The 24,162-nt window shown below is 37.2% G+C and carries 25 protein-coding genes; all 25 read right to left on the reverse strand.

Features of this window, described 5'->3' with window-relative positions:
* Nucleotides 1–381 precede the first annotated feature (381 nt).
* The 25 genes from rpoD to hrcA all read right to left on the reverse strand — a co-directional run bounded on the left by rpoD (nt 382) and on the right by hrcA (nt 24,061).
* Complete coding sequence (gene rpoD, locus NSQ40_RS21875; RefSeq protein WP_003200669.1) at nt 382–1,503, reverse strand: RNA polymerase sigma factor RpoD; 1,122 nt, start codon at nt 1,501–1,503, stop codon at nt 382–384.
* 59 nt (nt 1,504–1,562) lie between these two features.
* Complete coding sequence (gene dnaG / locus NSQ40_RS21880) at nt 1,563–3,359, reverse strand: DNA primase (RefSeq protein ID WP_003200667.1); 1,797 nt, start codon at nt 3,357–3,359, stop codon at nt 1,563–1,565.
* 38 nt (nt 3,360–3,397) lie between these two features.
* Nucleotides 3,398–3,856 carry a YaiI/YqxD family protein gene (locus tag NSQ40_RS21885; protein WP_258248290.1) on the reverse strand — a complete coding sequence of 153 codons (459 nt, stop codon included), beginning with the start codon at nt 3,854–3,856 and terminating at the stop codon, nt 3,398–3,400.
* Nucleotides 3,857–4,246: 390 nt separating this feature from the next.
* Nucleotides 4,247–5,059, reverse strand: coding sequence for a pyruvate, water dikinase regulatory protein (locus NSQ40_RS21890; RefSeq protein WP_003200663.1), 813 nt, complete (start codon nt 5,057–5,059; stop codon nt 4,247–4,249).
* Between the two features lie 29 nt (nt 5,060–5,088).
* Nucleotides 5,089–5,721: a helix-turn-helix transcriptional regulator gene (locus tag NSQ40_RS21895; RefSeq protein ID WP_026008574.1), complete on the reverse strand. Its 633-nt coding sequence runs from the start codon at nt 5,719–5,721 to the stop codon at nt 5,089–5,091.
* Between the two features lie 107 nt (nt 5,722–5,828).
* Entirely contained in the window at nt 5,829–6,575 is a 747-nt protein-coding gene (gene recO, locus NSQ40_RS21900; RefSeq protein ID WP_016116361.1) for a DNA repair protein RecO, read from the reverse strand.
* Nucleotides 6,576–6,608: 33 nt separating this feature from the next.
* Nucleotides 6,609–6,752, reverse strand: a complete 144-nt coding sequence (locus NSQ40_RS21905; RefSeq protein WP_000883924.1) for a YqzL family protein — start codon at nt 6,750–6,752, stop codon at nt 6,609–6,611.
* Nucleotides 6,753–6,861: 109 nt separating this feature from the next.
* Entirely contained in the window at nt 6,862–7,767 is a 906-nt protein-coding gene (era, locus tag NSQ40_RS21910; protein ID WP_018765845.1) for a GTPase Era, read from the reverse strand.
* A complete protein-coding gene (locus NSQ40_RS21915) occupies nt 7,760–8,158 on the reverse strand; it encodes a cytidine deaminase (protein ID WP_003200655.1) in 399 nt (132 codons plus the stop codon). Before NSQ40_RS21915 ends, era begins: the two co-directional genes overlap by 8 nt.
* Before the next feature lie 103 nt (nt 8,159–8,261).
* On the reverse strand, nt 8,262–8,615 hold the full coding sequence (locus tag NSQ40_RS21920) for a diacylglycerol kinase family protein (protein ID WP_016132046.1): 354 nt from the start codon (nt 8,613–8,615) through the stop codon (nt 8,262–8,264).
* Nucleotides 8,612–9,082, reverse strand: coding sequence for an rRNA maturation RNase YbeY (ybeY, locus tag NSQ40_RS21925; RefSeq protein ID WP_018765846.1), 471 nt, complete (start codon nt 9,080–9,082; stop codon nt 8,612–8,614). The genes NSQ40_RS21920 and ybeY overlap by 4 nt, the downstream gene beginning before the upstream one ends.
* Complete coding sequence (locus tag NSQ40_RS21930; RefSeq protein WP_026008575.1) at nt 9,079–11,223, reverse strand: HD family phosphohydrolase; 2,145 nt, start codon at nt 11,221–11,223, stop codon at nt 9,079–9,081. Before NSQ40_RS21930 ends, ybeY begins: the two co-directional genes overlap by 4 nt.
* A gap of 243 nt (nt 11,224–11,466) precedes the next feature.
* The gene (locus tag NSQ40_RS21935) at nt 11,467–12,426 is read right to left on the reverse strand and encodes a PhoH family protein (RefSeq protein ID WP_003200645.1); all 960 of its coding nucleotides are present in this window, start codon (nt 12,424–12,426) and stop codon (nt 11,467–11,469) included.
* 3 nt (nt 12,427–12,429) lie between these two features.
* Nucleotides 12,430–13,629, reverse strand: a complete 1,200-nt coding sequence (yqfD, locus tag NSQ40_RS21940; RefSeq protein ID WP_018782549.1) for a sporulation protein YqfD — start codon at nt 13,627–13,629, stop codon at nt 12,430–12,432.
* A 133-nt stretch (nt 13,630–13,762) separates the two neighbouring features.
* Nucleotides 13,763–14,059, reverse strand: a complete 297-nt coding sequence (yqfC, locus tag NSQ40_RS21945) for a sporulation protein YqfC (RefSeq protein ID WP_003200641.1) — start codon at nt 14,057–14,059, stop codon at nt 13,763–13,765.
* A 107-nt stretch (nt 14,060–14,166) separates the two neighbouring features.
* Nucleotides 14,167–14,610, reverse strand: coding sequence for a GatB/YqeY domain-containing protein (locus NSQ40_RS21950; RefSeq protein WP_003200639.1), 444 nt, complete (start codon nt 14,608–14,610; stop codon nt 14,167–14,169).
* 15 nt (nt 14,611–14,625) lie between these two features.
* Complete coding sequence (rpsU, locus tag NSQ40_RS21955) at nt 14,626–14,799, reverse strand: 30S ribosomal protein S21 (RefSeq protein WP_000048061.1); 174 nt, start codon at nt 14,797–14,799, stop codon at nt 14,626–14,628.
* Between the two features lie 319 nt (nt 14,800–15,118).
* Nucleotides 15,119–15,784, reverse strand: coding sequence for a deoxyribose-phosphate aldolase (deoC, locus tag NSQ40_RS21960; RefSeq protein ID WP_016116369.1), 666 nt, complete (start codon nt 15,782–15,784; stop codon nt 15,119–15,121).
* 144 nt (nt 15,785–15,928) lie between these two features.
* The gene (gene mtaB, locus NSQ40_RS21965) at nt 15,929–17,281 is read right to left on the reverse strand and encodes a tRNA (N(6)-L-threonylcarbamoyladenosine(37)-C(2))-methylthiotransferase MtaB (protein ID WP_003200635.1); all 1,353 of its coding nucleotides are present in this window, start codon (nt 17,279–17,281) and stop codon (nt 15,929–15,931) included.
* 6 nt (nt 17,282–17,287) lie between these two features.
* The gene (locus tag NSQ40_RS21970; protein WP_003208529.1) at nt 17,288–18,037 is read right to left on the reverse strand and encodes a 16S rRNA (uracil(1498)-N(3))-methyltransferase; all 750 of its coding nucleotides are present in this window, start codon (nt 18,035–18,037) and stop codon (nt 17,288–17,290) included.
* 146 nt (nt 18,038–18,183) lie between these two features.
* On the reverse strand, nt 18,184–19,122 hold the full coding sequence (prmA, locus tag NSQ40_RS21975) for a 50S ribosomal protein L11 methyltransferase (RefSeq protein WP_003200631.1): 939 nt from the start codon (nt 19,120–19,122) through the stop codon (nt 18,184–18,186).
* Nucleotides 19,123–19,150: 28 nt separating this feature from the next.
* Entirely contained in the window at nt 19,151–20,263 is a 1,113-nt protein-coding gene (dnaJ, locus tag NSQ40_RS21980) for a chaperone protein DnaJ (protein ID WP_003200629.1), read from the reverse strand.
* Nucleotides 20,264–20,487: 224 nt separating this feature from the next.
* Nucleotides 20,488–22,323 (reverse strand): chaperone protein DnaK, encoded by a 1,836-nt coding sequence (gene dnaK, locus NSQ40_RS21985; RefSeq protein WP_003200627.1) that lies wholly within the window; start codon nt 22,321–22,323, stop codon nt 20,488–20,490.
* Between the two features lie 26 nt (nt 22,324–22,349).
* Nucleotides 22,350–22,919 carry a nucleotide exchange factor GrpE gene (gene grpE / locus NSQ40_RS21990; RefSeq protein WP_018765852.1) on the reverse strand — a complete coding sequence of 190 codons (570 nt, stop codon included), beginning with the start codon at nt 22,917–22,919 and terminating at the stop codon, nt 22,350–22,352.
* Nucleotides 22,920–23,029: 110 nt separating this feature from the next.
* Nucleotides 23,030–24,061, reverse strand: a complete 1,032-nt coding sequence (gene hrcA / locus NSQ40_RS21995) for a heat-inducible transcriptional repressor HrcA (protein WP_003200623.1) — start codon at nt 24,059–24,061, stop codon at nt 23,030–23,032.
* Nucleotides 24,062–24,162: the final 101 nt, after the last annotated feature.

Genomic DNA, 24,162 nt, shown 5'->3' on the forward strand with positions numbered 1-24,162 from the left:
CTTCTCCCCCCTCTACACCCCCGAATAGTTAGATGATTCAGTCACTTCTATTGTACTTGAAAACGTTCTATCAGAAAAGACAAAACTATCAGTTGTTAAAAATATTCCATAAATTCAGTTTATTGTTTCTCTTCCTTTTATCCCATATTATTTTGATAAATATCAACGCTTCTCATCATATTTTTTGTTTTTCTACATATATTTTTGTATAGAATAAACGAAATTAATCGAAAAATCGAAAAATGAGCATTTGCAAATCAAAAGACAATTCTGTAAAATAAATTACAAGAATTGTAATCGTTACTGACAGCTAAATTTTAACAAAAATTAACAAAATAAAAAAGTTTACTTCACAAATGTGAAGTAAACTTAAAAAGAACCCTATTCTAAGAAATCTTTTAAACGTTTGCTACGGCTTGGATGTCTTAATTTACGAAGCGCTTTTGCTTCAATTTGACGAATACGCTCTCTCGTTACGCCGAATACTTTCCCAACTTCTTCAAGCGTACGAGTTCGTCCATCATCTAAACCGAAACGAAGACGTAGAACATTTTCTTCACGATCTGTTAGTGTATCTAACACATCTTCTAATTGTTCTTTTAGCAATTCATACGCTGCATGGTCCGCAGGTGATGTTGCTTCTTGGTCTTCAATAAAATCGCCTAAATGTGAGTCATCCTCTTCACCAATTGGTGTTTCAAGAGAAACTGGCTCCTGTGCAATCTTTAAGATTTCGCGTACTTTTTCTGGAGCAAGATCCATTTCTTCTCCAATTTCTTCTGGAGATGGTTCACGTCCTAAATCTTGTAATAATTGACGCTGTACACGAATTAATTTATTAATTGTTTCAACCATATGAACGGGAATACGAATTGTTCTCGCTTGGTCTGCAATGGCACGTGTAATCGCTTGACGAATCCACCAAGTTGCATACGTACTGAATTTAAAACCTTTACGATAATCGAACTTTTCAACAGCTTTAATTAAACCCATGTTTCCTTCTTGGATTAAGTCTAAGAAGAGCATACCACGGCCTACATATCGTTTTGCAATACTTACAACAAGACGTAAATTCGCTTCCGCAAGACGGCGCTTCGCTTCTTCATCACCTTCTTCAATGCGGGTTGCAAGTCGAATTTCTTCTTCAGCAGATAGTAGATCCACACGGCCGATTTCTTTTAAATACATGCGAACAGGGTCATTGATTTTCACACCTGGTGGCACACTTAAATCATTTAAATCGAATTCTTCTTCTGTCTTTGTGATTTGGTGATTATTCGGACCTTCATCGTTGTCGCCAACTAAATCAATCCCTTGTTCACCTAAATATTCATAATATTCATCCATTTGATCAGATTCAATTTCAAATCCATTCATGCGTTCTGCAATCTCTTCATATGTAAGAACGCCACGTTTTTTTCCAAGCTCAGTGAGTTGTTCTTTCACTTGCTCAAGAGTCATATCAGTTTCAATTTGTTTAGAACGAGCTGGTTTATCAGCCATCTGTTCCCCTCCTTACGCGAGATACAAACATTCATTATAATAAAATTTTATACAAAAAGCTATCTTCTTGCTTTCTGATTTTGTAAATATGCTACATAAAATTTTGCAGCTTCTACTGGATCTGTTTTTTCCATTTGCTTTAATGCAAAAATGGTTTCCATCTTTTTAAGCTTTTGCTTGTGGCGGCTTAGCGCCTCTAAGTGACCTTGCAATATTTCATCACTGTATTCTGGATTAATGAATTCATCCGTTGAAATATTTGTGATAATATTTTTCAATTTCTCATCAGAGAGCCAGCTCAAGAAATTCCCGACTGAAGGTTCATTTCCCTTTTCATAATATGCATATAGTTCATATAAAATCCCTTTATGTTCTTCCGTATGAAAATCTTCTATATGAGGTTCAATACGGAAAGCAACTTCGGCACTTTGTAACATATGGTAAATGAGCTCTCTTTCTGCCCTTTCAAAACCTGAAAATTTCGGTTTTGCCTGAACAATTTGAGGCGGCTTAGAAATTTGTTTCGTTTGTTTTTGCTGTATCTTTTGTTCTTTGCGATATTGGTGCAATTGACCTAAAAGTGTTTCCATTGAGTAAGAAAATTCTTGCGATAATGATTTTAAATACGACTCCGCTTGCATTGCATCTTGCAATAATGCTAGCTCTTTTAAAACACTTTTCACATATTCTTCTTTACCAGACTCATCTTGCAAATTTTTCCCTAAACGCAAGTAATTTATTTTGAATCCAACAAAACTTATACTAGCCTTTACAAGATTTTCAAACGCCGCTGTTCCATATTGTTGCACATATTCATCAGGATCAAGCTTATCTGGCAATGAAGTAACCTTCACATGACAACCAACTTGCGATAACAATTGTCCTGCTTTCATCGTCGCTTCTCGTCCTGCTTTATCACCATCATAGCAAAGAACAACAGTTTCAACATTACGCCGCAGAAGTTTTGCCTGTTCTTCTGTTAAAGCTGTTCCCATCGTCGCAACTGATTCTTCAATCCCGCTTTTTACAGCAGCTAATACATCAGCATATCCTTCAAATAGAACAACTTGCCCTCGTTTTCTGATAAACGGTCTTGCTTGATGGAAGTTATACAGCAATTTGCTTTTGTAAAAAATAGGTGTTTCTGGGCTGTTTAAGTATTTCGGAGTATCATCCCCCAACGCCCTTCCACTAAACGCTGCGACTTTTCCTTGTAGTGTGTGAATGGGAAACATAACCCTTCCGCGAAAACGGTCATGGTGACTGCCATCCCTTTCACTCCGCACAAGCAAGCCAGCTTGCTCCATGGTCGATAACGAAAAACCTCTTTTTTGTAATATTTTTGCTGCTGCATCCCAACCTGGAGATGCATAACCAATTTCAAACTTTGCAATCATCTCTTTTGTAATACCTCGATTTAGTAAATAAGAAAGAGCTACATTTCCCTCTTCAGTATTTACTAAAAGATGGTGATAGTATTTTTTCAAAAGTTCGTGAGCCTGTAACATAATGACACTGTCATCAGATATGTTCTCTTGTTGATCTTGTCCTGATGTATAATCTACAACCGAAATATTATTTCTTTCTCCTAGCTTTTGCACAGCTTCTATGAAAGAGAGCCCTTCCATCTTCATGAGAAATGAAAAAACATTTCCTCCCTCTCCACATCCGAAGCAATGAAAAATTTGCTTGTCTAATGAAACAGAAAATGAAGGTGAATTCTCACCGTGGAATGGACAAAGCCCAAAATAATTGCGCCCTTGCTTTCTGAGCTGAACATACTCACCAATCACTTCTACAATATCAGATGATGTCCGAATCTGTTCAACAACTTCTTCGGGAATTCTGTTCCCCATAACTCCATCTCCGTGTCGTATTTTGTATTCGATACAAATTAAAGGATTCCTTTATAATTCGACAATATTTTTTCTAAATTTATTAAAAAGCATTGTCGATCATGGGTTGAAAATGCTTTTGGACCTTTTGTGTAGGTCCCTTGTCTGCGTAACTTCGCAGATACATACCTACTATATAAAATTGTATCCATTTGCTCATCAGTCACAAATGTACCTCGTGGAGATAATACATATACTCCCTTTTTTACAAGAAGACCAGCAAGTCCCATATCCTGTGTAATTACGAGATCTGAAGCCTTGGCGTGTTTATAGATATAAAAATCCACCTCATCTTGCTCAGAATCCACATATATCCAATTCCCTTGCTGTTTTCTCGAACGATGGGCGTAGGATGCGACAAACAAAATTTCGACATGGAATTTTATTCCAGATTGCGCAATTTCATCCTTCACAGGACATGCATCTGCATCAACTAGAATCTTACTGATGTTTTGCATATTTCTGTATTCTACATCCCTTCTGTGAATCCTTCCATAATGTGCGTTTTCTTGTCTAGATTTTTGTCGATTTTACGTAAATGCATACCTTTTCCGTAAATCCTATCCCTAGTTTATTCTGAAAAATTAAAGTCTAAACGTAAAATGTACCTTTTTATCACAATTTTTTATTATAATATATTTTCTCTAACTTCGCTACATATCCTTTAAAATTTTATCCGGCTATTCACGGGCAGTAATACTCCCATTTCAAAATTCAGATTAAAGTAAAAGGTTAAGCGGGGGACAACCTACCCGTAAAAGCCCAAATAGTAAAGGATGAAGAACTCCACTGATTAAAGTTTTTCTTTATCTTGAGCGAAAAAAGCACATTCACCCTTGGTAAATGTGCTAAAACATTTTTTGGTTTTGCACTGCATTCACAATAATATTCGCTGTTTCCTCAATTGCCTTATTTGACACATCAATAACTTGACAGTTTATTTTACTTACTACCTTCTCAAAATGATCAATTTCTTCTTTAATACGATTGATGTTCGCATATGTTGCTCCATCACTTAACCCAAGTGATTTTAATCGTTCTTTTCGAATGTGATTTAACTTATCCGGTGTAATTTTCAAACCGAAACATTTCTCTTTTGCAACTTGATATAATTCTTCAGGCGGATCCACTTCTGGTACAAGTGGTACGTTCGCAACCTTCAATCGTTTATTATGAGCTAAATATTGTGAAAGTGGCGTCTTTGATGTACGTGATATCCCAATTAAAACGATATCAGCTTTTAAAATCCCACGTGCATCTCTACCATCATCATATTTAACAGCAAACTCAATTGCTTCAATCTTTTTAAAATATTCTTCATCTAATCTACGAACAACACCAGGTTCATACCTTGGAACTTGTCCTGTAATCTCTTCGATTTGATCGATAAGAGGCCCGATAATGTCATATGCCTCTACACCCTCTTTTGCCGCTTCTGCTAACAAATACTGACGCATTTCTGGTTTTACTAACGTAAAGCAAATAAGCGCTCGATTACTTTTCGCAATTGAAATTACCTCTTTTAATGTCCCTGTATCTTCCACATACGGTACACGTCTAATATCAGGAGCAAATGGAAACTGTCCCATTGCAGCTCGAACAACTAAATCAGCCGTCTCTCCAACAGAGTCAGATACGACATATACGATTTTATTATCCATTACATTACCTCACTTTAAACAAATTACACTTATTCATTGTTTACTAAATTTACAAACGCACGCGTAATATTTGTTTTTGTAATTCGACCAACAACTTCTAACCCTTGTTTCGTGTCTTTTACCACTGGTACAGCATCAATCTGTCTTTCTATTAATTCCATCGCAACATCATATAGAGAATCCTCTCTACGGCACATTGCGATGTTTGGCATCCTTGTCATGATAATATTAACCGGAAGCGATGTTAAATCCTGCTTTCCTAAGCTTGCACGTAATAAATCTTTACGAGAAACTACCCCAACTAGAAGCGTCGCTTGATCTACAACAAATAAAGTACCAACATCTTCTAAAAACATGGTACAAATCGCATCGTATACGGAAATATTTTTATCAATTACAACCGGTCTAGATTGATAATCTTGTACCTTAACTTTCTTAACAGCTTCTGATAATAACTGTCCCCCAGTTTTCCCTGTATAAAAATAACCGACACGTGGACGTGCTTCTAAATAACCTGCCATCGTTAAAATCGCTAAGTCAGGTCTTAATGTTGCACGTGTTAAATTTAATTGTGCCGCAATTGATTCCCCTGTAATAGGACCGTGATCTTTTACAATCTGAATGATATGTTCTTGCCGTTTATTCAGTTCTATGATAATCACCACCTTCAATGCAAAACGAAAAAAGTTATACTATCTCTTAAATATTATATACTAAATATGCTTTTTGAAAAAGAAAGTATGTAAAAAGGACCTATATATGGTCCTCATTATATTTGAAATTTATCAAGTTGTTCAAGAAAACGCCTTGATTTCAAATAGATTCCGCAATATTCATCATAATATGTATTTAATACTGTACGTATTTGCCGCTTCGTTCCATCCTTAACAGATACATTACCAAGGCGAGCTAAATCAAAATGATAAAAGAGACGTAGCAATTTATGAACAGCCTCTCCCACCGGAATACGGTATGGATCTTGCTGCGCATGACGCGAGCACAGAAAACCGCCTTCTCGGACAGAGAAGGCGACAAAATCTGCTTCTTGGTGACAAATTGCACATGTATCAAAGTATGGATGCATCCCTAGTACTGGGAGCATTTTCGTTTGATAAATTAAAGACAATACTTCAGCATCAACACCCTCACACATATAGTGCAACGTTTGATGTAACATTTCAAATAAATACGGATTATGTTTCTTATCTTCAGTTGCTTTATCGGTCAATTCCACGATAAATGATGCATAAGCAGTTAAAAATATATCTTCACGAATTTCTTTCATAGATGAAATTATTTCACCTTGTTGCAAAGTCCCAAGTCCAGACCCCATTTGAATCAGAAAGTGACCGTGCATCATAAGTTGCGAAATAGATGCTAACCTACTTTTCGGTTTTTTCGCCCCTCTTGCCATTGCACTTACCTTTCCAAGCTCACGGGAGAATATCGTAACAATTTTATTCGTTTCTCCGTAATCTGTTGTCCGGATGACAATTCCCTCAACTTTTTGAAACATGTTTGTCACCATCCAAGGTTTGAACAAAACGGGTCAAGAAATTGGAGAATCTAGATGCGCTAGCTCCTCTTCATGTTGATCCATCTCATCGTTTACGTCTTTTTCCATTTCCTTCAAAAGCAAATACGTTTCAATGCTTCCTGTTTTGGAGAAAAACTTCCAGGTAAAATCTAGCATAAGAATCCACCTTTCTCAGTAAGCGTAGCATATAAACCAATTTCTTTTGTTGTTATTAAAATGACCCATTTTGTCCATTTTCATGTGAGAAAAATTTTCCTAATTTCTATTAATACTCATCTTCACGGAAACCAAGATCGCGAAGTTGTGACATTTTATTACGCCAATCTTTTTGTACTTTCACCCACACTTCTAAGAATACTTTTGAACCAAGAAGTGCTTCAATATCAAAGCGAGCTCGCTTTCCAACTTCTTTCAGCATCTTCCCTTGTTTTCCGATAATAATTCCTTTTTGCGATGGACGCTCTACAATAATTGTCGCATTCACATAGACCGCTCCACCTTCACGCTTTTGAATCGCATCAATCACAACCGCTACCGAATGTGGTACTTCCTCACGTGTTAAATGAAGTACCTTTTCACGAATAAGCTCAGCAATAATAAATCGCTCTGGATGATCCGTTACTTGGTTGTCTGGATAGTATTGTGGTCCTTCAGGTAAATATTTTTTAATCGCACCGATTAACGCCTCAACATTATTACCATCCAATGCAGAAATCGGAACAATTTCTGCAAATTCATGTAACTTACGATATTGATCAATTAATTCCAGCAATTGTTCCGGATGAACTTGGTCAATTTTATTGATTACTAGAAATACCGGTTGCTTTGTTTCTTGTAATTTTTCGATAATAAACTCTTCACCACGACCAAAACCTTCAGCAGCATTGACCATAAATAATACAATGTCAACTTCTTTTAATGTCGTTTGTGCCATTTTCACCATAAAATCGCCTAATTTATGCTTCGGCTTATGTATTCCTGGCGTATCAATAAAGATAACTTGTGAATCATTTTCTGTGTATACACCTTGAATTTTATTACGAGTTGTTTGTGGTTTGTCGCTCATAATTGCAATTTTTTGACCGATAATTCGATTTAAAAATGTAGACTTTCCAACATTCGGTCTTCCAATTATAGAGACAAAACCTGATTTATAACCTTTTCTATTCATGTAAATCCTCCGCTAAAAATGCTCCTGGTAACAATTCTCCAACTGTTGTCTCCTGAACGTCACCATGTAAATTTGATAAGTATACTTTCGTATCCTGTTTACATAATTCTATCATAACTTGACGGCACGCTCCACAAGGAGGTACTGGACGCTTCGTATCCGCTACTACCGCAATGGCTACAAATGCTTTATCTCCTTCAGAAACTGCTTTGAATAAAGCTGTTCTTTCTGCACAATTACATAATCCATATGATGCATTTTCAACATTACATCCTCGGTATACTTTTCCATCTTCCGTTAATAATGCTGCACCTACTTGAAACTTAGAATATGGTACATACGCTTGTTTACGCGCTTCGATTGCTTCTTGAATTAATTCTTTGCTGTTCATGCTCTCGCATCCTTTCCATTCACAATTGTGAAAAGATAAAATGAAACTTTCATTAACGGCGTTCTTAACGCTACCAAAGCATAACAAAAGCTTTGGAATGCAACTATACCATATAAGGTAAAAAGATAATAGCACCAATTATAACAGCTATAACAGTAAATAATAGCACTGCACCAGCAGCAACATCCTTTGCAATTTTCGCAAATGGTTTAAAATCCGCTGTGACTAAATCAACTGTTTTTTCAACTGCCGTATTGACCATTTCCAAACCCATGACAATTCCAATTGTAATGAGTAATATGAGCCATTCCGTTCTCGTTACACGGAAATAAAAGCCGCAGCATATAACAATAACTGCGGCCAAAAAATGAATTTTCATATTTCGTTCGTGACGAAGACAAAAGTATATACCAGCTATAGCATATCCAAAACTATTTATAAGTTTTCCTTTTTTCATCTACCTAATCCGAACGCCTCTAAAATTTCTTTTTGCTTTCCAAACATTTCTTTTTCGTCTTCATCTGTCATATGATCATAACCAAGTAAATGCAAGAATCCATGCAACGCTAAAAATCCTAATTCACGATCAAAGGAATGCCCATATTCTTCAGCCTGTTCTTTCGCTCTTGGAATAGAAATAATAAGATCTCCTAGCATACGCGGCATTTCCGCGCCAACGATCTCCATCTCTCCTTCTCCCATATCCTCCATTGCAAAAGAAATAACGTCTGTCGGTTGATCTTTGTCGCGATAATCACGATTAATTTCTTGAATACGTTCATTATCAACAAATGTAACAGAAAGCTCTGTTCCATCTTCTACGTTCTCCATTCGTGCAGCTTGCTCTAGCAAATCGCAAATCATATTCACATATTCTTCTTTCACTTCTTCTGTTTCATCAAAAAAATCTATTAATAAACTCATTCTGTCCCCTTTTCTTCCGGCGGTTCCGGATATTTAATACGAGAATGAAAAATACCATTTAACGTTTCACATAAAGTTTTCCCAACAATTTGTAATTCTTTAAATGTCAAATTACATTCACTAAATTGTCCATCCTGCAAACGATCTTTTATAATACTTTGTACTAAATTATTAATTTGTTCTGGTGTCGGATGGTTCATAGAACGCACTGCTGCTTCGACGCTATCCGCAATCCCAACAATTGCAGACTCTTTTGACGTCGCTTTTGATCCTGGATAACGGAACATTTTTTCTGTATATCTCTCTTTATCTTCTTTAATCGCTTTATAGTAAAAATATTTAAGTAATGTCGTTCCATGATGCTGTCCTGCAATATCAATAATTTCTTGCGGAATATGGTGTTCTTCTAACATTTTCACTCCATTTGTCACATGAGCAATAATAATATCTCTGCTCATTTCAGGATCTAATTTATCATGCGGGTTTTCAATCCCCATTTGGTTTTCTATAAAGAAATGAGGCTGCACTGTTTTCCCAATATCGTGATAATACGCACCAACACGTGCTAAAACTCCATTTGCTCCAACAGCCTCACAAGCTGCCTCAGAAAGGTTAGCAACCATAACGCTATGATGATATGTTCCCGGTGCTTCTAGTAAAATTTTACGAAGGAGCGGATGATTCGGGCTTGAAAGCTCCATAAGCTTCATACTTGATACAATTCCAAGACCACTTTCTAAATACGGTAAAATCCCCATAGCTAAAATGGATGAGATGATACCAGAAGCAGCAGCCATTAATAATTGTGAACCAATTTCAAGCGGCGAGAAGTTTCCATTACGCAAAAGTAATAGCGCAGCTAATACAACTACATTTAGAACAGAAACAAGGATGCCCGCTTGTAAGATCATCGAACGTCGATTTTTCTCTCTCAAAAAGATACTAACCGATAACGAGCTTAATAAAACATAAATACCTACACTATAATTCAGTGTACTCGTTACACCTTCATTAAACATAATACTCCCACATACAGAGAAGATCATACTTGTTATAAAAACAAAACGATCACCAATCATTAATTTTACTAGTATTGTTCCCATCGCGACCGGAACAACATATGCGATACCGGCATATTCCAACTTTTGAAACAAACTAATGATTTTCATCAAAACGACTGTAATCGCTACAATTGTTGTATAAGCTAAAATATATGGTTTTTCTTCTCTTTTCAATTTTAAAAACGATTCAAATTGCTTATGCATAAAGAATAGGAGTACACCAATAATGATTGCTAATCCTACAAATGGCTGAAATGTATTTCCTTGTTCAAGAAGCCCAACTAATTTCAATTGATCGTATACTTCTCTTGTAATCGTGTCGCCTTCCTTCACAAGAATTTGCCCTTGAAGAATATAAACTGGCGCAACTGCATCTTCCGCTACTTTTTTCCGGTCTTTTGTAGCAGTTGAATCATAGAAATAATTTGCTTCAATTGCATATTTCCCAAGTACGTTAAGTGCGTCTTTTAAATCGCTATTCACATTAACATTGCGTATTTCATTGACAAATCGTTCTCTCGCATCATTTTCTTCATTCATTTTAATGTGAGTACTCATAATATTATTAATCGCTGTTACCATAGCATCTCTTGCTAATGACAATTGATCTGGTCCAGCATTTACAAACTGTAACAACACAGAATCAGATAAACTTTTTGTTAAATCTGTAGGCAATTTCTTCTTTAATTTCTCCAATCGTTCTGCAGCAGAAATCCTTTTCTGTTCATCAGGACCAGCAGCCTTCGTGTCAGCTTCCACTTCTTCTATCGCTAAAAAGACAGAGTTTACAATATCTACTTTATTTTGCTTGTATTCACTTCGATATGTATATTGGTCCTCTACCTTTTGAGCAGCTTCTCTCTTCTTTCTATCCGTCGTTACTTTATCTTCGATTTTGATAGGAGAGTGGATTGTTTGTTTCGAAATAGATAGCATTTTAACATCTAGTTGCTCTGGTTTCACATTGTTCATGAGTGCAAAAAACAGTACCGCTCCTAATAAAATATAAGAAATCCAGCTTAATTTTTTCGAATGTTGTATGTTACGAAACCACCTAGAAATTTCTTGAGATCTTGACATGATTTCAATACCTTCTCCTCTCCAGACATAAAGTGAATCTTTAATCAACGGGAGTTTTTTATCCCCACTAATGATTAACCCTCACCAATCGGGCTTTTTATAAGCAGGCTTCTACATTGCACTGCACATTCGCAAGTAAATGAATCTACTTGTCCATCCTTTAATGATAGTAAAAAATAGGCTATTCGCCAACCCTTTCATCTATCTCTATCATACAAAAAGAAATGATCCTTACAAATAGGATCATTCCATTTTATCATATGCCTCGATAATCCGCTGCACAAGGGGATGTCTTACAACGTCCGATTGCTCTAATTTAACAAATGAAATCCCTGATACACCTGATAGAACATTCGCAGCAATTGAAAGTCCCGACTTTATCCCCTTCGGTAAATCAACCTGCGACGGATCGCCAGTAACAACCATTTTCGAACTAAAACCTAGGCGAGTTAAAAACATTTTAATTTGAGCACCAGTTGTATTTTGAGCTTCATCTAAAATAACGAAAGAATCATCCAGCGTACGTCCCCTCATATATGCAAGAGGTGCAATTTCAATCGTTCCTCTCTCTAGCATACGCTGTGTATATTCTTGCCCAAGAATATCATGAAGCGCATCGTATAAAGGACGTAAATAAGGGTCTACCTTTTCTTTTAAATCACCTGGTAAAAAACCTAAGCTTTCCCCTGCTTCTACAGCTGGTCTTGTTAAAATAATCTTTTTTACATACCCTTGCTTTAATGCTCGTACAGCCATTACCACAGCTAAATATGTCTTCCCTGTACCAGCAGGCCCTATTCCAAATACAATATCATTCTTCTTCATCGCATGAATGTACTGTCTTTGCCCCATTGTTTTCACACGGATGGATTTACCTTTTGCTGTTTTAAAGATCTCCTCTTCATATAGCTCTTCAAAATGAGTTATTTTCCCTTGACGGCCAAGCTGAATTGCATATGCAACATCTCGTTCCGAGATTGATACACCTTTACGAATAACAGCAAGTAATTGCTGTAAAATTTTTTCAACAAGCGCCACGGTTTCATCTGTTCCAGATACACGAACAGATTCACCTCGCGTTACGATAGATACGGCAAGTTCTCGTTCAATTACTTTTAAATGTGCATCATTCACTCCAAATAGAGCAATTGCTTCATTAGGATTTTCCACTTGTTGATTCATTTCTATTAATTGTTCTGCCATTACTCAGTCTCCTTGAATATCGGATTCAGATATTGGTTGTGGCTCTGCAATATTTTCAATCACTGTATAATGTAATGTTACTCTTAGATGATTCGCCTCAACCTCGTTGTGCAAAATCTTATCACTTACAATCATAGCATGTTCATCCAATTTTTTCTTTAGTTCTTTTTCAGCCATTTCTTTCGCTACTCGCATTGCTTGTTTTTCTGTATATTCACGATTCGCTTCTTCCTCTTCACGCACAATTTCCCTTTCATAGGAAATAGGCAATATAAAACCAAACAGTTTCACATCATGTTTGACATTTTCAGTACGAGACCGCTTATACTTATCATGCTGAAATCCCCATATTTTTATTTTAACACTTCCAAGACGAAGATAATGCTCATTATATGAATTTCCTGTATACACTTGAAATGTTGTTTTTAAAGGAACTGTCACTTCAGATTCATACCACGTTTCTCCATATACAATTCCTTTAGCAGAAACAATCGTTGGATTATCCTCTTTTCCAAACATCCCTGACACAAGAAGTTGTCCCTTTTGCACATAATCATTTTTCATTACAACTGGTTTTCCAGTTTCCACAAATGTTTTTGTAATGATTGCCTCTTTTTTGGCAACTAAATTTTGTGGTTTTTGCTCTTTCTCCTTCTCCGGCTCATTTTTTTCAACAATTTTAAAATGATATGTTGTCCCCTTTATCTCTAGGCCAGCCCATGTAATCGCATTAATATTATCTGTCAAATGACGCTGAACATCTTCTACATTCGGCATTTGAAATTGCAGTCTTCCTTTTTTAATGCCCATTTTATCCAATTCTTTTATAAGAATATATTCCGTTTCCGGTTTTGCCCCTGTAATCTCGATTTTCCAGACCATATTTGATAAAGCAATCATACCGAAAAAAAAGATAAGAAAACCGATTAAAAAACCACTATTCTTAAGCAAACGCTTATTCCAAAACGGAAAACCGAAACGTCCAATAAAGTATAGCTTACATTCATTTTTTCGATAGATCGGTCTCAGTCGCTTCACATCACGAAGCAACATACAAAATACTAATGTATCTTCTGCAATCTTCTTTACATCCCATACGACTAAATTTCTGCGCACACATTCATTAATAAAACGCTCCGCTCCTCTACCTTCAATTCGAACCTTCACATACCCAAGCCATCGTGTGAACCATTGATTTTTCATCGTCCGTCCCACTACCTTTCTCAAAAGCACAAATGTTACGCCACTATTTTCGTAGTGCTTTCTTCAGCTTTTAACATTCAAATAGCTCGTACGAAACGAAATAAGAAGAAAAACTTCACTAATGGAAGTTTCATTATAATTTATCTTTCTTCTCATTTTCTAAAAACGTTACTTGTTCAATAATCCCTTCAAGCAAAAGCTCTTCTGGAAGAATTGTTTTAATAACAAACGATTGCCCTTTTATTAATAGTTGACCATGTTTTAATAACAACCGCACTTCTTTATCTGTAAATACTAATAACCCTCGATGATTTTCTATATAAATATGTACTTGCCCGACAAGGGTAATACGAGGTAGATCCATTAGTACATCCACTGGTAGGTCTATTTGCTTTGTTAGCCAATTTTTCATTTGCACTAATTTCTTCATCTCCAAGACCCCCCTCTCATCCCATATGTATGAAAAAAGAGCTTGTAATATCACGTCCAAAAAGAAAAAAGCATAAAAAAACGTCTCATTTCTCATGAGACGCTTTTTTATGCTAATAGCTGTGCAACCAGCTTATTCACTTGTGATCCGTCTGCTTTACCTTTTACTTTCGGCATAACAGCACTCATCACTTTACCCATATCTGCCTTAGAAGCAGCACCAACTTCAGAAATAACTTGCTTAACTACATTCACTAGCTCTTCTTCTGTTAGTTGTTCAGGTAAATACGTATTTAAAATCTGAATTTCATTTTGCAGTTTATCAACAAGGTCATCACGACCCGCTTTTTTAAATTCAAGGAGGGAGTCCTTATGCTGTTTTACTTCACGAGTTAAAACTGTTAATTCCTCTTCTTCAGTAAGAGTATGTTGCAGTTTAATTCCTTCATTTTGCAAAGCAGCCTTAACCATACGAATAACGGTTAATTTTTCTTTTTGTTTATTCTTCATCGCTTGTTTCATATCATCGTTTAAACGACCGAGAAGACTCATAACTTACACCCTCTCTTAGAATTTACGCTTTCTTGCCGCTTCAGACTTCTTCTTACGTTTTACACTTGGTTTTTCATAAAACTCGCGCTTTCTTGCTTCAGCAAGTGTACCAGTTTTAGAAACCGATCTTTTAAAACGGCGAAGTGCATCCTCCAAAGACTCGTTTTTACGAACGACTGTTTTTGACATTCTCTTTCCCTCCCTCCGAAACATCACACTTACATACTAACTTCAGCATGCAAAAAGAAACACTTCTTCAGCATGTCTTTTACGATTATAATACATTTTGTTACTTCAGGTCAACTATTTGACAGAATAAAAGAAGAGTAGATGCCCTTCTTCTATCTAAATTTGTTCAAATCATACATTACAGCTAATGAATATTTTATTTTTTGAACAATTCAATCCATCTAGCTATAATAGCTAGATGGATTCGTTTCTTTTACCTTCCATACAAGAAGATAACAAGCTTATCAGATAGGACTAAACAGTCGGCTCCGCTTTTAAATTAATAATCCGTTGTTGCTGTTTTCCCACTTACTAGTGCAACACCAGCACTTGTACCAATACGTGTTGCTCCCGCTTCTACCATCGCGTCCATATCTTCTCCGTTACGAACACCACCAGAAGCTTTCACACCGATTTCTGGCCCAACTGTTTTTCTCATTAGTGCTACATCTTCTACTGTTGCCCCGCCCGTTGAGAAGCCAGTCGATGTTTTTACAAAATCTACACCTGCTTTTACAGATAATTCACAAGCACGAACTTTTTCTTCTTCTGTTAATAAGCATGTTTCAATAATAATTTTCACAAGCGCTTTTCCTTTTGCAGCTTCTACAACCGCACGAACGTCGCGCTCTACTAATTCATCATTTTTATCTTTTAATGCACCAATATTAATTACCATATCAACTTCTGTTGCACCTTTTGCAATTGCATCTTGCGTTTCAAACGCTTTTGTTTCTGGTGTATTTGCTCCAAGAGGGAAACCGATTACTGTACAAACTTTTACATCTGTACCTTTTAATAATTCTGCTGCAGTTTCAACCCAAGTAGGGTTTACACATACAGACGCGAAGTCATGTTTCTTTGCTTCCTCACATAATGTAACGATCGCTGCTTTTTTTGTATCCGGTTTTAATAATGTGTGGTCAATTAACTTTGCATAGTTCATTTTTCATATGCCCCTTTCTTCACTACACGGTTGTCTGACAACCATAACGGTTAGCATTATAGCATGAAATATTACAACTTCATATCTTAACTTCTCCAGCAAAGAAAAAAGCATGCAAACCCTTTTCGTTTGCATGCTTTTCTCTTACGCACTTGCTGATTCTTTTTTCACATCATCTTCAAGAACACGAACAAATTGCGCTTCGTTATATGGGTAACCAGCTTTTGTAATTTTCACTTTTACTAGTTTGCCGATTAATTCTTCAGATCCTTCAAACACAACTTTTAAATAGTTATCTGTATAACCTACATATAATCCTTCACGATCGCCGTCTTTGAAAGGCTCTTCTGGAATAATCTCAAGAACTTCACCTTCAAATTGAGATGCGTATTCTTTCGCTAACTGATTCGATAATTCAATTAAACGATGAACACGATCATTTTTTACTTCTTCAGGAATTTGGTCATCCATACGAGCCGCAGGTGTTCCTGTACGTTTTGAATAAGGGAACACGTGCAATTCAGAGAAACGGTTTTCTTTAATGAAATTGTATGTTTCCATAAATTCTTCTTCCGTTTCACCAGGGAAGCCCACAATTACATCGGATGTAATCGCAAGGCCTGGTAACGCTTCTTTCAAGCGATCTAAACGCTCTTGGAAAAATTCCATCGTATACTTACGGCGCATACGTTTTAATACAGTGTTAGAACCTGATTGTAGTGGAATGTGCAAATGACGGACAACTACTTCAGATTTATCTAATACTTCAATTACTTCATCTGAAATTTGACTCGCTTCAATTGAAGAAATACGAAGACGTTTCAAGCCATTTACCTCTGCTTCCATATCGCGAAGCAATCCAGCTAAATTGTAGTTTTTCATGTCTTCCCCATATCCACCTGTGTGAATACCAGTTAAGACGATTTCTTTATAACCTGCATCCACTAATTGCTGCGCTTGGTGAATAACTTCTTTTCCATCACGAGAACGCATTAAACCACGTGCCCAAGGAATAATACAGAACGTACAGAAATTATTACAACCTTCTTGTATTTTTAAAGATGCACGTGTACGGTCAGTGAAATACGGTACATCAAGCTCTTCATATACACGTGTTTTCATAATGTTACGGACAGCATTGATTGGTTGACGTTCTTTACGGAACTCTTCAATATACCCTAGCATTTTCTCACGATCTTGCGTACCAACAACGATATCTACGCCTGGAATCGCCATAATTTCCGCTGGAGATGTTTGTGCGTAACATCCTGTTACACAAATAACAGCGTCTGGATTTTGACGTACAGCACGTCGAATAACTTGACGGCTTTTTTTGTCTCCAGTATTTGTTACTGTACATGTATTGATTACATACACATCAGCTTTCTTTTCATATTCAGTTCTTTCATAACCACCTTGTTTAAACAATTGCCAAATTGCTTCTGTTTCATAGTGGTTTACTTTACAACCTAACGTGTGAAACGCAACAGTTGCCATTGATCATCACCCCATCAATTCAAAATGATAAGAAGCGGCACTTAACGCATAAAGCGGCGCCGTTTCTGTTCGTAAAATCCTCGGCCCTAAACTACATGGTATAAATTTATGTTCACGAAGCGCAGAAATTTCTTCCTCAGATAAACCACCTTCTGGGCCAAATACAACCAACAGTTTTTGACCACGTTCAAGTGCCGTTAAAGCCTTCGCAAAATTAGCTTTTTCGCCTTGCTTTGCTTCCTCTTCATACGCAACAAGACAAACATCATAATCACTGCTCATCGCAAGCAATTGTTTAAATGATGCCGGAGCATGTACAGCTGGAATTTCACTTCTATGCGATTGCTCTGCAGCTTCTTTCACAATTTTTTTCAAGCGCTCAACTTTTTTATCTGCTTTTTTTGCATCCCATTTTACAATAGAACGAGATGCTTGAAATGGTAAAAATGCGGCCGCCCCAAGCTCAGTTCCTTTTTGAAAAATTAACTCTAGCTTGTCTCCTTTTGGCAGTCCACTTGCAATCGTCACGAACACTGGCAGTTCACTTGACGCCTCTACCCATTCTACAATAGCACTATCCACAAATTCACTGGTAATTTCAGCAATTGTACACATTGCTGTTTTACCGTTTACACAGCAATAAATGTGATCACCAACTGACATGCGCATCACTCTTGCGATATGATGTACATCATCACCTACAATACGAATACTTGCATCATTTACATACTTCTCTTCTACAAAATAACGTTGCATCTCATCACCTTAGTAAAGTTTCGTTCCTTTCGTAAGTCCTCCCTTACGAAAAGAACGAAACGTTATCATTTTAATATAACAAACGGCAAGTCTCTCACTTCATATAGCGAGAGACTCTTTCGTTCATTATTAACATAAATTATATATTACGCATTTCGTGCAATGATTGCTACCCAATCTTCCATTCTTAACACTTCTTCAATTGTAAATCCAGCTTTTTCTAACGCCTCAGAGATTACTTTTTCTTTTGCTCCAATAATACCAGATGTAATAAATAGTCCACCCTGTTTTACAACTCTCGCTGCGTCTTCAGGGAATAGAAGAATAATTTCTGCAAGTAAATTTGCTACAATCAAATCTACTGGTCCTTCAATACCTTCTAATAAACTATTTTGTCCGACAGATACGATACCGTCCGTTTTATTTAAACGAACATTCATCTCCGCACTTTCAACTGCAACTGGATCTAAATCATACGCTTGAACAGACGCTGCACCTAATTTTGCTGCAGCAATACTTAATACACCAGAACCTGTTCCAACATCAATTACGGTATTACCTGGCTGCACTGTTTTCTCTAACGCACGAATACACATCGTTGTTGTTGGATGTGTCCCTGTACCAAATGCCATCCCTGGATCTAATTCAATAATTTTTTCATCTGGAGAAGAAGGTATATATTCTTCCCAAGTTGGCACAATTGTGAATGTATCAGAAATTTGAACTGGATGATAATATTTTTTCCAAGCAGTAGCCCAGTCTTCCTCATCGACTTCATTAATCGAAATATTTCCTGTACCAATTTCGATGTCGAAAGATGGAAGTACATCAATAGATGATTTTACACTCGCAACTGTTTCATGTAAAGAATCCGTTTGTGGGAAATATGCTTTTATTAACACACCATCTTCTGGATATTCAGATGGATTGAGCGCATAAATTTCACCATACTGTTGCTCACGCTCTTTTGTTAACTCTGCCGGGTCTTCAATCGCTACACCGCTAGCACCTGCTTCGTGTAAAATATGAGAAACAGCTTCTACTGCTTCCTCTGTTGTATGAATACTAATTTCTGACCATTTCACAATTTACCAACTCCATTTTTTATTTCCATTATTCCCCTTTAAAAGCTCGTTTAAGCTTTCCAAATAGGCTATCATCTTGATCTTCTTGTCCTGCAAATTCACGTAATAATTCTTTTTGATGTGATGTTAATTTCGTTGGTACAACAACACGAACAACTACATATTGATCACCTTGGCCATATCCACGTACATTTGGAGCGCCTTTTCCTTTTAGGCGGAATTCCGTTCCTGTTTGCGTTCCTGCTGGTATTTTCAATTTCACTTTTCCATGAACAGTTGGAACTTCCACTTCAGCACCAAGCGCTACTTGCGTGAATGTTAATGGCATTTCACAAATAATATGATCGCCATCACGCTCGAAGAACTCATGGTCTCTTACATGAACAACAACATATAAATCACCAGCCGGCCCACCGTTTACACCCGCTTCACCTTTACCAGACACACGGATTTGTTGACCATTATCAATACCCGCTGGAATTTTAACGTTAATTTTTTTACGTTTACGTACTTTTCCAGAGCCATGACATGTTGTACATTTCTCTTTAATCATTTGGCCTGTTCCTGAACAATGTTTACACGCTTGACGATTTACAATACGACCAAATGGTGTATTTTGTTCTACGCTCACTTGACCTGTTCCTGAACAATGTTTACATGTTTCTTTTGAAGTTCCTGGTTTCGCCCCAGCGCCTTGACATGTGTCACATGGGTCTTCAACTGGAATTTCAACATTTAATTCCTTACCAAAAATCGCTTCTTCAAAGTTTAAAGTAACTTGATATTGCAAGTCAGCACCTTGACGCGGTGCATTTGGATCACGGCGTCTGCCGCCACCTCCGCCAAAGAATGAGCTGAAAATGTCTTCAAATCCGAATCCACCACCAAAGTCTCCACCGCCGAAGCCGCCAAAACCCTGATTTGGATCAGCATGACCAAATTGATCGTACTGCGCACGTTTCTGATCGTCACTTAAAACTTCATACGCTTCTTGTACTTCTTTAAACTTTTCAATTGCATTTTCTTCTTTGCTTACGTCTGGATGATATTTTTTAGCCAAACGACGGTATGCTTTTTTGATTTCATCTTTTGAAGCGCCCTTGCTAAGGCCGAGCACCTCATAATAATCTCTTTTATTCATAAATTTGTAACCCCCGAATCTTTCACATAAACGTAATTTTAACACCGAAAGAAAGTGCTTTGCAACAAAGTTTCCTCACTTACAGTATGCAAAAAGAAAAACTTAAGACTCTCATATGAAAGAGCTAACCTGCCCGAAGCACTTTCTTCATTCATGAAAAAAGCCAAAGCCAAGGCACGCTTGACTTTGACTTTTTGTCATCTTACTTATGTTTTTTTACTTTATTACTTATCTTCTTTTACTTCTTCAAACTCAGCGTCAACTACGTTGTCATTTTTTGCACTAGCGTTACCTTGTGTACCTTCTGCTTGCTGAGCACCAGCAGCTGCTTGAGCTTGTTCATATAATTTTACAGTAAGTTGTTGTACGATTTCTTGAAGTGCATCTTTTTTCGCACGAATTTCATCAAGATCATTTTTCTCGATTGCCGCTTGTAATGCTTCTTTTGCTTCTGTTGCTTTCGCTACCTCAGCTGCATCTACTTTACCTTCTAAATCTTTTACAACTTTATCTGTTTGGAATACAAGTTGGTCAGCTTCATTACGAAGTTCAACTTCTTCCTTACGCTTTTGGTCAGCATCAGCATTTGCTTCAGCTTCTTTTACCATACGATCTACTTCTTCATCAGAAAGACCTGAAGAAGATTGGATTGTAATTGTTTGTTCTTTACTTGTTCCTAAGTCTTTTGCACGTACATTTACGATACCGTTCGCATCAATATCGAATGTTACTTCGATTTGCGGAATACCACGTGGTGCTGGTGGGATATCTGTTAATTGGAAGCGACCTAGTGTTTTGTTGTCAGCTGACATTGGACGCTCACCTTGCAATACGTGAATGTCTACTGCAGGCTGGTTATCAGCAGCAGTTGAGAACACTTGTGACTTACTTGTTGGAATTGTTGTGTTACGCTCGATTAACTTCGTGAATACGCCACCCATAGTTTCGATACCTAAAGAAAGTGGAGTTACGTCTAATAATAGAACGCCTTTTACATCACCAGTAAGTACACCGCCCTGAACTGCAGCACCTAACGCTACAACTTCATCAGGGTTAACGCCTTTATATGGTTCTTTACCAGTTTCACGTTTAATTGCTTCTTGTACAGCTGGGATACGAGTAGAACCACCAACAAGAATAACTTTATCTAATTCACTTGGAGAAAGACCAGCATCTTTTAATGCACGACGAGTTGGCTCTAATGTTCTTTCAACAAGGTTAGCTGAAAGTTCTTCGAATTTTGCTCTTGTTAAGTTTAATTCTAAGTGTAATGGACCAGCAGCCCCAGCACTAATGAATGGTAATGAAATTTGTGTTTGTGTTACACCTGAAAGATCTTTTTTCGCTTTTTCAGCTGCATCTTTCAAACGTTGAAGTGCCATTTTATCTTGGCTTAAATCAATGTTATTTTCTTTTTTGAATTCAGCTACTAAATGATCGATGATAACTTGGTCAAAGTCGTCACCACCAAGACGGTTGTCACCCGCAGTTGAAATAACTTCAAATGTTCCATCTGCTAACTCAAGAATAGATACGTCGAATGTACCGCCACCTAAGTCATATACTAGAACTTTTTGTTCTTCGTCTTGTTTTTCTAAACCGTAAGCAAGCGCAGCTGCTGTTGGTTCATTAATAATACGTTCTACTTCTAAACCAGCAATACGGCCAGCGTCTTTTGTTGCTTGGCGTTCTGCATCGTTGAAGTATGCTGGCACTGTGATAACAGCTTTCGTTACTGTTTCACCTAAGTACGCTTCAGCAGAAGCTTTTAAGTTTTGTAAAATGATTGCAGAAATTTCTTGAGGTGTGTAGTTTTTACCTTCAACTTCTACTTTGTAGTCTGTACCCATATGACGTTTAACAGACATGATTGTATTTGGGTTTGTAATCGCTTGACGCTTCGCTACTTCCCCAACTTGACGCTCTTCATTTTTGAAAGCTACAACAGAAGGTGTTGTACGGTTCCCTTCTGGATTTGGAATAACCTTTGGTTCTCCACCTTCCATAACAGCTACACAAGAGTTTGTTGTACCTAAGTCAATACCGATAATTTTACTCATGGCGAAACCTCCTACATTTATGTAAATTATTGATTTACTTTTACCATTGATGGGCGAATCACACGGTCTTTCAGTTTATAACCTTTTTGGAATTCTTCCACAACCGCGTTTGATTCAAACTCGCTGTCTTCTACTTGCATAACAGCTTGATGTTCATGCGGATCAAACTGTTTACCAACAGCTTCAATCGCTTCAACACCTTCTTTAGTCAGCGCTTCTAGCAATTGACGATATACCATTTCCATCCCTTGTAATAAGGACTTCATCTGCTCGTCGCTCGCTTCCACTTGCATCGCTCTTTCAAAGTTATCAAGAGCTGGCAAAATATCTGACACAAGGCTTTGCGATCTATATTTTTCAGCCGCTTGCTTATCCAGTTGAACACGGCGCTTATAGTTTTCAAAATCAGCTTGTAGACGTAGTGTGCGACCTTCCGTTTCCGTCAATTTCGCTTGCAATCCATCTACTTTTTCTTGTAAAAGAGCCGCTTCACTTTTTTCTTCTACTACAGTTTCTTCACTGTTTTCTGCTGTAATAGATTCCTCAGTTTGCGTTTCTTTCGCTTCTTCAACTACTTGTTCGTTACGCTCTTCCACAACTTTCACCTCCTTAAAAGGCACCAGAGCTCATGCTTAACATGAGCGTCCAAGCATAGTTTTTATGTTACACACCAGCAATGACAATGTTCATCGCTCGAGCGAATTTATTATTTTGATTTATACAATCCATTTAGCCCATCTGTAAATTGTCTTGAAAACAATTGTAACAGACTAATTACGCGAGAATACTGCATTCTCGTTGGACCTAGGATCGCGATTGTTCCAATCTGTTCTTCGCCAATGGAATAGGTTGCAGAAATTAAACTACAATCTTCCATAGCCGTCGAAGAATTTTCTCGACCGATTTTCACTTGAATCCCGACTTGTTTATTACGCAAAATATCGTAAAATTCAGCTTCATTATCAATCATAGTCAGCAAGGAGCGTACCTTTTGAATGTCGTGAAACTCCGGCTGCGAAAGCATATTCGCTTTCCCCCCAAAGTATATCTTTTCCGACAAGGGAACTTGAAATGTACCATCTAACATTTTTATTGCACTATCATAGTTGTGGACATACCCACGTAGAACCGTCACAATCTCTTTTAAAATTTTATTATGCAGCTCCGCCATCGGCACACCAGATAGCTTTTCGTTTAAAATATTAACCATTTTTTCTAAATCTGATAAATCAACAGATTCCGGAACGGTAATCGTTTTGCTTTGTACATGACCTGTATCTGTTACAATAATGGCGACTGCTGTTTGATGATCCAGCGGAACAATTTGTACATTCTTTAATTTATTTGCACTCACTTTCGGTCCAAGAACAATTGCCGTATAATTTGTGAGCTCTGATAAAATTTGAGCGGATTGCTGTGCAATTTTTTCCGCTTCAAAAATTCTTTCAGCAAATAAATCCTTAATCTGTACAACATCCTCATTCGATAAATGTTGTGGTGCTAAAAGATGGTCTACATAAAATCGATATCCTTTTTCTGAAGGAACACGTCCAGAAGAACTGTGTGTCTTTTCGATAAATCCCAGTTCCTCTAAATCAGCCATTTCATTTCGAATCGTAGCTGAACTAAATGTAATTTCATCTTTTTTAGCCAACGTTCTTGACCCAACAGGTTGCGCTGATCCAATAAAGTCATCAATAATTGTTTGTAAAATCAAGAGCTGACGTTCCGTAAGCATCTCATCATCACCTCTGTTAGCACTCTTTGTCTTCGAGTGCTAAATCTATTAATAACTTACCAAAATTGACATTCAATTGTCAACGGAAACGTCACAAAATA

Source organism: Bacillus sp. FSL K6-6038 (genome assembly GCF_038050455.1).
Classification (GTDB): Bacteria; Bacillota; Bacilli; order Bacillales; family Bacillaceae_G; genus Bacillus_A; species Bacillus_A pseudomycoides.

Excerpts from the sequence above, each read along its gene's own strand:
- dnaG (WP_003200667.1), bottom strand. The coding sequence starts at position 3,359 with ATGGGGAACAGAATTCCCGAAGAAGTTGTTGAACAGATTCGGACATCA.
- hrcA (WP_003200623.1), bottom strand. The coding sequence starts at position 24,061 with ATGCTTACGGAACGTCAGCTCTTGATTTTACAAACAATTATTGATGAC.
- dnaK (WP_003200627.1), bottom strand. The coding sequence starts at position 22,323 with ATGAGTAAAATTATCGGTATTGACTTAGGTACAACAAACTCTTGTGTA.
- rpsU (WP_000048061.1), bottom strand. The coding sequence starts at position 14,799 with ATGTCAAAAACAGTCGTTCGTAAAAACGAGTCTTTGGAGGATGCACTT.
- yqfD (WP_018782549.1), bottom strand. The coding sequence starts at position 13,629 with ATGAAAAATCAATGGTTCACACGATGGCTTGGGTATGTGAAGGTTCGA.
- NSQ40_RS21920 (WP_016132046.1), bottom strand. The coding sequence starts at position 8,615 with ATGAAAAAAGGAAAACTTATAAATAGTTTTGGATATGCTATAGCTGGT.
- NSQ40_RS21950 (WP_003200639.1), bottom strand. The coding sequence starts at position 14,610 with ATGAGTCTTCTCGGTCGTTTAAACGATGATATGAAACAAGCGATGAAG.
- NSQ40_RS21885 (WP_258248290.1), bottom strand. The coding sequence starts at position 3,856 with ATGCAAAACATCAGTAAGATTCTAGTTGATGCAGATGCATGTCCTGTG.
- dnaJ (WP_003200629.1), bottom strand. The coding sequence starts at position 20,263 with ATGAATAAAAGAGATTATTATGAGGTGCTCGGCCTTAGCAAGGGCGCT.
- NSQ40_RS21890 (WP_003200663.1), bottom strand. The coding sequence starts at position 5,059 with ATGGATAATAAAATCGTATATGTCGTATCTGACTCTGTTGGAGAGACG.
- NSQ40_RS21915 (WP_003200655.1), bottom strand. The coding sequence starts at position 8,158 with ATGAACAGCAAAGAATTAATTCAAGAAGCAATCGAAGCGCGTAAACAA.
- NSQ40_RS21905 (WP_000883924.1), bottom strand. The coding sequence starts at position 6,752 with ATGCTAGATTTTACCTGGAAGTTTTTCTCCAAAACAGGAAGCATTGAA.
- yqfC (WP_003200641.1), bottom strand. The coding sequence starts at position 14,059 with ATGAAGAAATTAGTGCAAATGAAAAATTGGCTAACAAAGCAAATAGAC.
- deoC (WP_016116369.1), bottom strand. The coding sequence starts at position 15,784 with ATGAACTATGCAAAGTTAATTGACCACACATTATTAAAACCGGATACA.
- NSQ40_RS21970 (WP_003208529.1), bottom strand. The coding sequence starts at position 18,037 with ATGCAACGTTATTTTGTAGAAGAGAAGTATGTAAATGATGCAAGTATT.
- rpoD (WP_003200669.1), bottom strand. The coding sequence starts at position 1,503 with ATGGCTGATAAACCAGCTCGTTCTAAACAAATTGAAACTGATATGACT.
- NSQ40_RS21930 (WP_026008575.1), bottom strand. The coding sequence starts at position 11,223 with ATGTCAAGATCTCAAGAAATTTCTAGGTGGTTTCGTAACATACAACAT.
- era (WP_018765845.1), bottom strand. The coding sequence starts at position 7,767 with ATGAATAGAAAAGGTTATAAATCAGGTTTTGTCTCTATAATTGGAAGA.
- mtaB (WP_003200635.1), bottom strand. The coding sequence starts at position 17,281 with ATGGCAACTGTTGCGTTTCACACGTTAGGTTGTAAAGTAAACCACTAT.
- recO (WP_016116361.1), bottom strand. The coding sequence starts at position 6,575 with ATGTTTCAAAAAGTTGAGGGAATTGTCATCCGGACAACAGATTACGGA.
- ybeY (WP_018765846.1), bottom strand. The coding sequence starts at position 9,082 with ATGAGTTTATTAATAGATTTTTTTGATGAAACAGAAGAAGTGAAAGAA.
- NSQ40_RS21935 (WP_003200645.1), bottom strand. The coding sequence starts at position 12,426 with ATGGCAGAACAATTAATAGAAATGAATCAACAAGTGGAAAATCCTAAT.